Here is a 12,193-nt window from a genome sequence, read left to right as displayed (position 1 = left end):
CCGCATCTGCGGACGCCTCCGGCGTTTAGTCCGGCATACTCCGGCGCTGTCCTGGCAACGCCGCCTCCGTGCCACTACCAGGGGCTTGGCCTGTAGTCCTTGAGGAACACCCCGTACTGGTCCTCGCCGTGTTCGCCCATCACGATCGGATCGTAGACCCGCGCTGCCCCGTCCACCAGGTCCAGCGGCGCATGGAAGCCTTCCTCCATAAGCCGGACCTTGGTGAAGTGGGGACGCTCGTCGGTGATCCAGCCGGTGTCGACGGCGGTCATCAGGATGCCGTCGGTGTCCAGCATTTCCTGCGCGCTGGTCCGCGTCATCATGTTCAGAGCCGCTTTGGCCATGTTGGTGTGCGGGTGGCCGGGGCCCTTGTAGGCGCGCGAGAACTGGCCCTCCATGGCGGAGACGTTCACGATGTACTTCCGCTGCGCTGTGGACCGTTTCATGGCGGGGCGGAGCCGGCTGACCAGCAGGAAGGGGGCTGTGACGTTGCAGAGCTGGACCTCGAGCATTTCCAGCGGGTCCACCTCGTCCACTACCTGCGTCCAGCTGTTGATGGTGGCCAGGTCCGGTACCAGCCCGCCGGCGTCGATCGCTGTTCCCGAGGCGATGCGTTCCAGCGAGGCGGAACCGGTGGAGAGCGCCAGTGAGGTGATGGCGTCGCCGGCGAGGACCGGATGCTCGGTGACGCTGCTGGCCAGGGCCAGGGGGTGCTTGTCGTGTGCGTGGCCGAAGGTCACGAGCTCGGGGCCGCCGTTGGCATGCTCGAGTGCCGCGGGAAGCGGTTCGTCCTCCGCGTCCACCAGCGGCTTGTAGGCGTTGCCCGACCGCCGTACCGTCTGGGCTGCATTGTTGATGATGATGTCCAGGGGGCCGGCCTCGTTGAGCGAGTCGGTCAGGGCCATCACCTGGGCGGGGTCGCGCAGGTCGATGCCCACAATGCGGAGCCGGTGCAGCCACTCGCCGCTGTCCTCCATTGCGGCAAAGCGGCGGGCCGCGTCCTTGGGGAACCGGGTGGTGATGGTGGTGTGGGCGCCGTCACGGAGCAGCCGGAGCGCGATATACATGCCGATCTTGGCGCGTCCGCCGGTGAGCAGGGCGCGGCGGCCCGTCAGGTCGGTGCGGGCGTCGCGTTTGCCGTGGTTGAATGCGGCGCACTCCGGGCAGAGCTGGTGGTAGAAGGCGTCAACCTGGGTGTAGTGCTGCTTGCAGATGTAGCAGGGGCGGGACCGGATGAGGTGGCCGGCAACCTTGCCGGTGGCGGAGGGGGCAAGCTTGTTCCCCCGGGTTTCGTCGTCGATCCGGTCCGGGGCTGCGGTGGCTGTCTGGGCGAGCACGGCCCGGTCGGCCTCGGAGATCAGGTCGCGCTTGGTGACACGGCGGTGCCGCTTGACGGCCTTGAACATTTTCCCGGTGGCGCGGCGCACCGAGACGTAGTCCGGATGCTCCTCGTCGTAGGCGTGGATCGTGTTGAGGACCTTGAGGCAGGCCTGGATTTCCTCAGGCGTCAGATCGGGGAAGCTCATTAGGCCAATTTTACAGGCTGGGCCTGCGTGCCGGCCCCACGGTGAGAAGGGCCGGCCGAAGGGGAGCGCCCTGCCGGGCGCACCCCGGGCACGCTCAGGAGATACGTGCGCTGGGCGCTGTTTCCGCCGCTGCAGCAGCGTGCGTTTTGGCCACCTTGTCAACGGACTCGCGAACGTCCGGGTACTGTTCCGCTGCCGCCTTGACGGCGTTGGGCACCAGATGCAGGTTGGCGGCCGCGAGCTTGCGCTCCGCTTCACCGGGCTCGGGGACTTCCTGGCCCTTGGACAGGACGGTGATGCCGGAATCAGTGACCTTGAAACCGCGGGAGCGGTCCAGCTCCGGGTCCAGTCCGATTGCAGCCCCAGCAGGCACCTTCACGTTTTTGTCAATGATGGCCCGGTTGATCACGGCGCCCGCGCCGATCTGTACTTTATCCATCAGGACGGAATCGATGACCCGGCTGCTGGTGGCCACGTAGACGTCATTGGAGAGGACGGACCCTTCCACCACACCGCCGGAGATCACCACGCCGCTGGACACGATGGAGTCCAGCGCGGTGCCCACCGTGTTGTTCTGCCCACGGACGAACTTGGCCGGCGGGGAGATGCTTTGCCGGGTGTAGATGGGCCATTCGGAGTTGTACAGGTTGAAGACCGGCAACGGGGAGATGAGGTCCATGTGGGCGTCGTAGAAGGAGTCGATGGTGCCGACGTCGCGCCAGTACGTACGGTCGCGCTCGGTGGAGCCGGGGATGTCGTTGAGGGTGAAGTCGTAGACGTCCGCTTCGCCCTGGTTCACGAAGTAGGGGATGATGTCGCCGCCCATGTCGTGCTTGGTGTCGAGCCGCTCGGCGTCGACGTGCAGCGCCGCAACCAAGGCGTCGGCGTCGAAAACGTAGTTGCCCATGGAGGCAAGGAACTGTGAGGGGTCGGCCGCGAGCCCCGGGGTGGTGGCCGGCTTTTCCACGAAGGCGGCGATCTTCTGGGGATTGTCCTGGTCCACTTCGATCACGCCGAACTGGTCGGCCATGTGCAGCGGCTGCCGCACCGCGGCCACCGTGGCCTTGGCGCCGCTGTGGACGTGCTGCGCCACCATCTGCGCGAAGTCCATGCGGTAGACGTGGTCAGCGCCGACAACCACCACAATGTCCGGGTTGGCGTCGTGGATGAGATTCAGGGACTGGTAGATGGCATTGGCGCTGCCGAGGAACCAGCTCTTGCCCACCCGCTGCTGGGCCGGGACAGAGGCCACGTAGTTGCCCAGCTGGGTGGACATGCGCCAGGTTTCCGAGATGTGGCGGTCAAGGCTGTGGGATTTGTATTGCGTGAGAACGACGATCTGCAGGTAGCGGGAATTCACCAAATTGGACAGGGCGAAGTCGATCAGGCGGTAGCTTCCCGCAAAGGGCACGGCAGGCTTCGCCCGGTCTGCCGTCAGCGGCATCAGCCTGTTTCCCTCGCCGCCTGCAAGGACAATGGCCAGGACTCTTTTGTTCAACGGCATAATTGGTCGCTCCTGTACGCCTTCGTAACTCCCCAAGACAGTCCGGCATGCCCGGACTCCTTCACACTAGAACAGTTAAGCGTGAAGGACTACCTTGGTGCTTGTGCGAATAGACATTGTGACTAAAGAGTTCCCGCCGGAGATCTATGGTGGCGCCGGGGTCCACGTGGCCGAATTGAGCAGGGTGCTTAGTAAGCATGTTGACCTGCACGTTCGTGCTTTCGGGGCTCCCCGCGACGCCGATTACCATGGCGCCGGGGTGACTTCCTACTCCGTGCCGGAGGACCTGGGTTCGGCAAACGCGGCTGTGCAGACACTAGGCGTTGACCTGCGGATCGTCCCGGACGTCGAGGGCGCGGACGTGGTCCACTCGCATACCTGGTACGCCAACATGGCAGGCCACCTTGCGTCCCTGCTGCACGGGATTCCGCATGTTCTCAGCGCCCACAGCCTTGAACCGCTCCGTCCCTGGAAGGCCGAGCAGCTCGGCGGGGGCTACGCGCTGTCCTCGTGGGTGGAGAAGACCGCCTACGAGGCCGCAGCGGCCATCATCGCCGTATCGGAGGGCATGCGGCAGGACATCCTGCGCAGCTACCCCGACGTGGACCCGGCCAAGGTGCGGGTGGTCCACAACGGCATCGACGTCGAGCTGTGGAACCGCGACGAGAACAGCGACGCCGTCCGCGCACTGGGCATTGATCCGGACAAGCCGAGTGTTGTCTTTGTGGGGAGAAACACCCGCCAGAAGGGGGTTCCCTACCTTCTGCGGGCCGCCGCGAAGCTTCCCGCCGACGTCCAGCTGGTCCTCTGCCTGGGCGCGGCCGACACTCCGGAACTGGCCGCGGAAACTGCGCGCCTGATCGAGAACCTGCAGCGGGAGCGGACCGGCGTTGTCCTCATTGAACGCATGCTGCCCCGCAATGAGCTCATCCAGGTGCTCAGCCATGCGACGGCCTTCGCCTGCCCCTCCATCTACGAACCGCTGGGCATCGTAAACCTGGAAGCCATGGCCTGCGGCGCAGCCGTTGTGGCCAGTGCCACCGGCGGCATCCCCGAGGTGGTGGAGCACGGCCGGACCGGGCTCCTCGTGGACCTGGAGCAGGTCACTGACGGTACCGGTACGCCCCTTGACCCGGAAAAGTTCGTCACCGAGTTCGCCGCCGCCCTCACCGAGGTGGTCTCGGACCCCGAGCGGGCCCGCGCCATGGGACAGGCCGGCCGGCTGCGCGCCGAACAGCACTTTTCCTGGGAGTCGATCACCGAAACAACCCTCGAGGTGTACCGCTCGGTGCTTCCGGCACAGAGCTAGCCGGCTCCTCTGAAGGAACGACGACGGCGCCGCACCCTCGCAAGGGGAGCGGCGCCGTCGTCATTCCTGCCGTCAGGTGACGGTCAGTTGCGCTTCCCTGCGGCGGTGCGGGCCAGCAGCACCTTCTCGTCCACGGGCGCCTGGCCGCTGGCGCGCTGGCTTCTGAAGTAGGTCCGTGCCTCGTCCTGCCGTTCCTTCTCGGCGCCCGTCGCAATCTTCGCCCGCACGTGCTGTTCGCCGTACCCGAATGCATCCACGAGGTCCACGGCATGCGGGCGGAGCTTCACAAGCAGCCGGTTGATGTAATCACCCACGGTGCGTCCCCGCTGCATGGAAAGGCGGCCGTTCATGAGGTACCAGGACAAGTTCTTTTCGATCAGGGAAAGTCCGAACAGGTCGCGCAGCCAGGTCAGCACCGCTTTAGTGCCGGGGTCGGTGACATCGCGGAGCGCGTCCGTGAACGCCTCCCATTGAAGCAGTTCGGCGTGTGCCTGGGCAGCGTCGATGAGTTCGTTTTGGTGCCGGTTGAACAGGGCCGCGCCCTTCTCCTGTGACAGCCGGCCCGTACCCTTGAGCGCTGTCGCAGCCTCGGCCACCATGGTCTGCACCCGGTCGGTGAGGAGCGCACGCTGCCCCTCCTCATCGCGGAGGGCAATCGCGGCCTTTTGCACCGATCCCGTGTCAGCCACGAACTGGGCCACCTGGCGCAGGCCGGTGCGGTGGATGGCGGCTCCGGTGGCCTGGCCCACGACGTACCGGGCCAGCACCCCGAAGTCGACGCTCCGGAATTCCTTGGCGTAGTCAGCCAGCAGCCGCTTGGCGACGAGCTGCAGCAGCACGGTGTTGTCGCCCTCAAAGGTGGCGTACACGTCGAGGTCGGCCCGCAGTGACGCGAAGCGGTTTTCGATCAGAAACCCGGCGCCGCCGCAGGCTTCGCGGCACTCCTGCAGGGTATCCAAGGCATGCCAGGTGCTCAGCGGCTTCAGCGCAGCAGCGAGCGTTTCCAGGTCCTGGCGGTCTTCGTCCGTATCGTGGGCGCCCGAGAAAACGTCGTCGAACTTCTCCAGCAACTGCTCGTGGGCAAAACTGGCAGCGTAGGTGCTGGCCAGCCTCGTGAACAGGCGCTTCTGGTGGCGCTGGTAATCCAAAAGCACTTCCTCTTCCGTGTGGGACGAGGCGTTGAACTGGCGGCGTTCGGTGGCGTACTGGATGGCCGCCTTCAGAGCCACTTTGGAGGCGGCCACGGCTGCGCCGTCCAGGGACACGCGGCCCTGCACCAGGGTGCCCAGCATGGTGAAGAAGCGGCGGCCGGGGCTGGCGATGGGGGAGCTGTATCTTCCGTCGCTGTCCACGTCGCCATAGCGGTTCAGCAGGTTGGTGCGTGGGATCCGGACGTTGGTGAAGTGCAGCCTGCCGTTGTCGATGCCGTTAAGGCCGCCCTTGATGCCGTCATCCTCACCGCCGATACCGGGCAGGAATTCCTTTGTTTCAGGGTCCCTCAGGTCCACGTAGAACGCGTGGACGCCGTGCCTGACGCCCCGGGTGACCAGTTGGGCGAACACCACTGCACCCAAGCCGTCCGTGGCCGCGTTGCCGATGTAGTCCTTCCACGCTGCCCGGAATGGCGTGTGCACCACGAATTCATCGGTGGAGGGGTCATAGGTAGCGGTGGTGGCGATGCTGGCCACGTCAGAGCCGTGGCCTGTCTCCGTCATGGCGAAGCAGCCCGGGATTTCCAGGTTCATGATCCCTGGAAGCCACTTGGAGTGGTGTTCGGCGGTGCCGAGGTGCATCACCGCCGAACCGAAGAGTCCCCATTGGACGCCGGCCTTGATCTGCAGTGACGGGTCCGCCACCACCAACTCCTCAAAGCCGGCGATGTTCCCGCCGTGGTCATCGGAGCCGCCCAGCGCCTTGGGGAACGCGCGGTGCACTGCCTCGTTCTCCACGAGGTACTTCAACTGCCCGAACACCCTCTCACGGTGTTCAGTGTGCGTCAGCCCTTCGACCTTGTGCAGCTCCGGCTGTGCTGCGAGGCTCCTGGCCTGAAGCCGGGTTGCGGCCCACTTGCCAAGGAGCTGACCGCCCAGCGCATCGACGTCGACGGCAGGCTGCGCGGAGGCTGTTCGCGGGGCGGTTCCGGAGGGGGCGGCCGTTGGGGCGGGGCGTTGCCGGTTTCCGGCGGGACGGTCCACTAGTTCAGTCATGTCAATGTCCTTCGTTGGTCTGACAGGTGGGTTGGTGGTGCTGCGGCTAAGCAAGGGGGATCAGGCGTCAGGGACGGACAGCTTGGGCAGTTCGGGGGCAATGCCGACGCACAGCCAAGCCGTAATTTGCCGTGCCATCGCTTCCTGCCCGGGTTTCGTTGCAGAGTCAGGGGTACTGAGCCACTGTTCGCCCGCATTCCGCACCAGTCCGATCGCAGCTTTGGGCCAGTAGCCGATCACGGCCTCCTTGCCATCGCCCAAGTGGGATCGCATCGGGGTGGCAATCATGTCGGCGACGGCGTCAAAGAAGTGCCCAAGGGCAGCGGAGCCGGCTGCGGCGTCCTGGGGGCTGTCCGGTTCAGTGGCATGCCGTGTGACGAAGGTGTAGACGTTGGGGCTCGTACTGGCCATCTGCAGATAAGCGGTGACCATTGCCAACAAGCCTTCGCGCGGGGTGACGGCGCTCTGCGCAGCCTCCTGGATCCGCCGCTGCATCTGGCTGAGGACAACTTCGCCCACTGCCTGCTGGAGTCCGGCCTTGTCGCCGAAGTAGCGGTAGAAGACAGACTTGGACGTCCCTGCTGCGGCAGCTATGTCCTCCATGGATGCGTCGCTTCCCAGGGTGTGTACCGCCCGGCGCGCTGACTTGATCAGCTCCCTGCGCCGTTCCTCCCGGTGGCTCTGCCAGCGTGACGAGCGCCCGTCTTCGGGCGCGGCGGCAGCGGGGGACGTTTGCTGGATGTTCACGATACCCAGCGTATCAGGTACGCTGGGTATCGGTAATCGAACGTGACCCGAGGAGATACCCATGTCCATTGACGGACAGCCCACCACCGGACCTGACGCGGCCTGGACTTCCGCCGCTGCCGCCGCCCGTGCGCACCGCCGCGCAGTCATTGTCGGCGGCAACCGAATCCCGTTCGCTCGATCGGGCGGGGCCTATGCCAAGTCCTCGAACCAGGACATGCTGACAGCAGCCCTTGACGGGCTGATCGCACGTTTTGGCCTGCAGGACGAACGGATCGGGGAAGTGGCCGCGGGTGCAGTGCTCAAGCACTCACGGGATTTCAACCTCACGCGTGAGGCCGTCCTTGGTTCTGCCCTTTCCCCGGAGACCCCCGCCTACGACCTCCAGCAGGCGTGCGCCACAGGCCTGGAAACGGTGGTGGGGCTGACCAACAAGATTAAGCTGGGCCAAATCGACTCGGCGATCGCCGGCGGGGTGGATTCCGCGTCGGACGCGCCGGTGGTGGTCAGCGAAGGCCTCCGTGAGGTAATCCTCGACCTCAACCGGGCCAAGAGCCTTCCACAGCGGCTGCAGATCCTCAGCCGCCTGCGGCCAAAGGACCTGGCACCGCTGGCGCCCGGAACGTCCGAGCCGCGGACCGGCCTGTCCATGGGGGAGCACCAGGCGCTGACCACAGCACAGTGGAAAATTTCGCGCGAGGCACAGGATGAACTCGCCCTGAACAGCCACCGGAACCTTGCGGCCGCTTATGACGCCAAGTTCTTTGACGACCTGCTCACCCCTTACCGGGGACTGACCCGCGACGGCAACCTGCGGGCAGACACCTCCCAGGAAAAGCTGGCCACCCTGAAGCCCGTCTTCGGGAAAAACCTCGGCGCCGACGCCACCATGACTGCCGGGAACTCCACACCGCTGACTGACGGCGCCTCCACTGTCCTGTTGTCTTCGGAGGAGTGGGCCGATGCCCGCGACCTGCCCAAGCTCGCCGCCGTGGTGGACGCCGAAGCAGCGGCGGTGGATTTTGTGCACGGCAAAGACGGCTTGCTGATGGCCCCGGTGTTCGCCGTGCCCCGGCTGCTCTCCCGTCATGGGCTCACGCTCGACGACTTTGATTTCGTCGAGATCCACGAAGCCTTCGCAGCGACGGTCCTCAGCATGCTGGCCGCCTGGGAGGACGAGGAATTCGGGCGGACGCGGCTCGGTCTGCCGGGTGCCTTTGGGAAAGTCGACCGCTCAAAGCTGAACGTCAACGGGTCCTCGCTTGCCGCCGGCCATCCGTTCGCCGCCACCGGTGGCCGGATTGTTGCTTCACTCGCCAAGATGCTGCATGACAAGGCCGCCGCCGAGGGACGTCCTGCCCGGGGCCTCGTATCGGTATGCGCCGCCGGCGGCCTGGGCGTCGTTGCGATTCTCGAATCACTGTAGGGGGAACGGATGACAGACAAATACGCACAGTTCGTGAACCAGGGCCTGGGCAGGAATGTGGCCAAGAAGCTCGGCCTGCCACAGCCAGCGGTCCTGCGCCGGTACGAGCCCGGTGGCCCGATGATCACCGGGCCCATCCTGGTCCAGGGAGATACTGCCGGTGCCGACAGCCTGGCTGCCGCACTGCTGTCCTGGGATCTTGACGTCCGGCGGCACGCCGTTCCGCGGGAAAAGCTTGGCGCCATCATCCTGGTGCTGGATGAAGTGGAACGGCCGGAAGACCTGGGGAAGCCAATTCTTTCCGCGGCAGCCTCCCTCCGGGACCTGGCTCCGGGCGGCCGCGCCATTACCGTGTCCCGGCCGGCGTCAGGCGCAACCTCCCCGGCAGCAGCAGCCGCGCGCCAGGGGGTGGACGGGTTCCTGCGCTCGCTGGCGAAGGAACTGCGGGCAGGTGCCACCGGAAACGGCATCCTCCTGGCACCGGACGTGCAGACGGCGAGTCCGGGGGCACTGGAGGCAGTCCGGTTCTTCCTATCCGGCCGCTCCGCCTTTGTGGACGGTCAGTTCGTCACAGTCTCCACGGCTGGGGAGCCTCCCCAGGACCTGGACAAGCCCCTGAAGGGGAGGATCGCCGTCGTCACAGGAGCAGCCCGCGGCATCGGCGCGGCAATTGCCAGGACCCTGCACCGGGACGGGGCCACCCTGGTGCTGGTGGATATCCCCGCGTCAGGTGAGCAGCTGGCAGCGGTGGCCAACGAGGTCCGCGGGACGGCGCTCCAGCTGGACATCAGCAGACAGGACGCCGGACAGCGGATCCTTGAGCACTGCGTCCAGCGGCACGGGCGGCTGGACATTATGGTCCACAACGCCGGCATCACCCGGGACAAGCTCCTGGCCAACATGGACGAGGACCGCTGGAACTCGGTGATTGAGATCAACATCGCCGCCCAGCTCCGGATCAACGAAGCGCTTTTGGCGTCCGAACATTTCCGCGCTTCTCCACGGATCGTCGCCGTTGCCTCCACCAGCGGCATCGCAGGAAACCGGGGCCAGACAAACTATGCGGCGTCCAAGGGCGGGGTCATGGGCATGGTCCGTGCCACCGCGCCGCTGCTCGCTCCCTACGGGGGAAGCATCAACGCCGTGGCGCCCGGCTTCATTGAAACCGAGATGACAGCCAAGGTACCCCTGGTCCTCCGGGAGATGGGCCGGCGCCTGAACTCGCTGCAGCAGGGCGGGCAGCCAACCGACGTTGCCGAAACCATCGCCTTCCTCGCCAGCGACGCCGCCGGCGGTATCAACGGCGAGGTACTGCGGGTCTGCGGACAGTATGTGATGGGGGCATGATGCCCGCACAACCGGTGATCTTGGGGGAGATGCCGTCGCTTTCGAAGCTCTACGTGAATGCGGCAGCCCAGGCCGCCCGGCGCCGGCTGCTTGGGACGCATGACGGCTCCGTTCTCCCGGCCGAGAGCCACGAGGTCCGCGGGGTCGCGGTGGACGTCGGGAACCTCACTGCCTACCAGCACCTCATCGGCGAAACTGCCAGCGACGTTCTGCCGGCCGGTTTTATCCATGCCCTGGCGTTCCCGCTTGCGATGAGCGTGCTGAACCGGGACGACTTTCCGCTCCCGCTGCTGGGCATGATCCATCTGCGGAACAGCGTGGAACAGAGGTCGCCGGTGCTTTTCACCGACGCCCTGGACATCACGGCGCACGTGGAAAACCTGCGTGGCCACCGCGCGGGGACACAAGTGGACGTGGTGGCCGAGGCGCGCTTGGCAGGGACGGCAGACATTTCCTGGCTCGGTACGTCAACGTACCTCGCCAAGGGAGTTTTCCTGCCGGGTATCGACAAGCCCTCAGCCGCCGCGGTCCGGACCGGCTTCACGGCACCTGACCCTACCGGACTCTGGCAGCTGGGCGTCGATACCGGCAGGGCCTACGCAGCCGTGTCCGGTGACTTCAATCCCATCCACCTCAGCGTGCTGTCAGCCAAAGCGCTGGGGATGCGGCGCTCCATAGCCCACGGCATGTACCTTGCCGCCAGGGCGCTCGCCGACGTTGGCGCCGTCCGCGGGGATTCGTTTATATGGGACGTGGACTTCGAGGCGCCGGTCTTCCTTCCCTGCCGGGTTGCGCTGGACATCAGTACGGTTCAGGGCACGGCGGGAACATGGGAACGTTCGGACTTCGCCGCATGGAACCCACGCTCCGGCCGTCGGCATTTCAACGGCTCCGTCAGGTCCTTCCAGGCCCCCGTTCTTACGACGGCGGTCCCTCGGCACCCGGCCGGACAGCACGCAGGATCCGGTGAAGGCTGAGGATGATGGATTCGGACGCGGGAACGGCGCCCTCATCCAGTTCACAGGCGGCGGTGGCAGCCATTGCTGTTTCCACCGCCGCGGTGGCAGCCCTGAGAAGTTCCTCCTGCTCCTCTGTGTCCGCATCGCTGACGGAACAGAGCAAGTTTCCGGTGGCTGTAATGGCATCGGCAAGCGGTTCATTGTCCTGCAGGGGAACGGTGTACGGCACATCGCTTTCCCAGATCACATCGGAGAGCACGTCTGTCATGTCCTGGATATGGAACGTCACCCGCTCCAGTTGACGAAGGTTGCGGTAGTCCACATCAATGTCCCGGGGATGGAGCTTGCGCCGGGGGTTGGCGCGCCGGCTGGCGTCAGCTTCTTTGACGAGGTGCCGTACGGAGCGGGTGGCTGATGCCAGTTCCTCTGAGCGGCGGGACCACTCCTCATGCTCGGGCGGCCACTCTTCCTTCAATGCTGCACCCATGTCCGTCAGTTGTTGGCCGAGGGCAAGACGGAGGCTGTCCAGGCTGGCTGCCGCCGCCTTCAGGTGCAGCGGGGGAAAAACCAGGAAGTTAACCGCGATGCCCACGCCAACGCCGACGCCCATCTGCACGAGATAGCCAAAGGAAAAGTCGTCGGCGTTGTTGCCTCCCACCAGGAGGACCAGCAGCGCCGCCGTCGGAATCCAGTCACTGCCGGAGCCGATGCCCCTTATCCCGCCCAGAAGCACGCCGATACCCATGAACAAAGCCACCGTCAGGGGCGAGGGATCGGCGATGTTCACCAGGATGACAGCGAGGCCAATTCCCACGGTGAGCCCAACCAGGGCCTGGAGCCCATTCCGCACCGAGCCGGCCACGTTGTGGTACATGGCCACCAGCGCTCCCAGCGGCGCGTAGTAGGGGTAGTTGGCTGCGGCCCCAGGCATCACCGGGGCGATGAGGAAGGCCAGGCCGGCCGCCAGGGCAGCCTTGGCCGCCAATTGCAGGCGTTGCGCAGCGAACGCCGCGGACAGTCTTTCCCCTGCCTGCTTCAGGTACTGGGTCCCCTTGGCCCACCGGACTGCCGGACGTGCTTGAGAATTGCCCATCCAATCCACACTAGGGCGCCTGTGCGGCCGGGGACAAAGCTGCTGGTCAGGAGGGCAAGAAAGGCGTCCTGCCAG

General features: G+C 65.8%; 9 protein-coding genes. 4 read left to right on the top strand and 5 right to left on the bottom strand.

Annotated features, from left to right (window positions below; genetic code table 11):
• Positions 1 to 74 precede the first annotated feature (74 nt).
• Positions 75 to 1,526: an SDR family NAD(P)-dependent oxidoreductase gene (locus tag AC50X7_RS01560; RefSeq protein ID WP_494977446.1), complete on the bottom strand. Its 1,452-nt coding sequence runs from the start codon at positions 1,524 to 1,526 to the stop codon at positions 75 to 77.
• Between the two features lie 94 nt (positions 1,527 to 1,620).
• Complete coding sequence (glgC, locus tag AC50X7_RS01555; protein WP_494977445.1) at positions 1,621 to 3,030, bottom strand: glucose-1-phosphate adenylyltransferase; 1,410 nt, start codon at positions 3,028 to 3,030, stop codon at positions 1,621 to 1,623.
• A 103-nt stretch (positions 3,031 to 3,133) separates the two neighbouring features.
• Here glgC and glgA point away from each other — a divergent pair, with 103 nt between their 5' ends.
• The gene (gene glgA, locus AC50X7_RS01550) at positions 3,134 to 4,339 is read left to right on the top strand and encodes a glycogen synthase (protein ID WP_494977815.1); all 1,206 of its coding nucleotides are present in this window, start codon (positions 3,134 to 3,136) and stop codon (positions 4,337 to 4,339) included.
• Positions 4,340 to 4,422: 83 nt separating this feature from the next.
• On the opposite strand, the gene AC50X7_RS01545 is transcribed toward glgA, so the two are convergent.
• Positions 4,423 to 6,546, bottom strand: a complete 2,124-nt coding sequence (locus tag AC50X7_RS01545; RefSeq protein WP_494977444.1) for an acyl-CoA dehydrogenase family protein — start codon at positions 6,544 to 6,546, stop codon at positions 4,423 to 4,425.
• 60 nt (positions 6,547 to 6,606) lie between these two features.
• On the bottom strand, positions 6,607 to 7,356 hold the full coding sequence (locus tag AC50X7_RS01540) for a TetR/AcrR family transcriptional regulator (protein ID WP_494977814.1): 750 nt from the start codon (positions 7,354 to 7,356) through the stop codon (positions 6,607 to 6,609).
• Here AC50X7_RS01540 and AC50X7_RS01535 point away from each other — a divergent pair.
• From AC50X7_RS01535 to AC50X7_RS01525, 3 genes are read left to right on the top strand one after another with little or no spacing between them, the layout of a single operon-like run.
• Positions 7,355 to 8,719: an acetyl-CoA C-acetyltransferase gene (locus tag AC50X7_RS01535; RefSeq protein ID WP_494977443.1), complete on the top strand. Its 1,365-nt coding sequence runs from the start codon at positions 7,355 to 7,357 to the stop codon at positions 8,717 to 8,719. The genes AC50X7_RS01540 and AC50X7_RS01535 overlap by 2 nt on opposite strands.
• A gap of 9 nt (positions 8,720 to 8,728) precedes the next feature.
• Positions 8,729 to 10,066 (top strand): 3-oxoacyl-ACP reductase, encoded by a 1,338-nt coding sequence (locus tag AC50X7_RS01530; protein ID WP_494977442.1) that lies wholly within the window; start codon positions 8,729 to 8,731, stop codon positions 10,064 to 10,066.
• Complete coding sequence (locus AC50X7_RS01525) at positions 10,063 to 11,043, top strand: MaoC family dehydratase (protein ID WP_494977441.1); 981 nt, start codon at positions 10,063 to 10,065, stop codon at positions 11,041 to 11,043. Before AC50X7_RS01530 ends, AC50X7_RS01525 begins: the two co-directional genes overlap by 4 nt.
• Here the strand turns inward: AC50X7_RS01525 and AC50X7_RS01520 are convergent.
• Positions 10,985 to 12,118 (bottom strand): FUSC family protein, encoded by a 1,134-nt coding sequence (locus tag AC50X7_RS01520; protein WP_494977440.1) that lies wholly within the window; start codon positions 12,116 to 12,118, stop codon positions 10,985 to 10,987. The genes AC50X7_RS01525 and AC50X7_RS01520 overlap by 59 nt on opposite strands.
• Between the last annotated feature and the right edge of the window lie 75 nt (positions 12,119 to 12,193).

It is taken from the genome of Pseudarthrobacter sp. Hb11 (assembly GCF_059383655.1).
The sequence above is the reverse complement of the archived record's forward strand: the minus strand, read 5'-3'. Positions and strand labels throughout refer to the sequence as shown.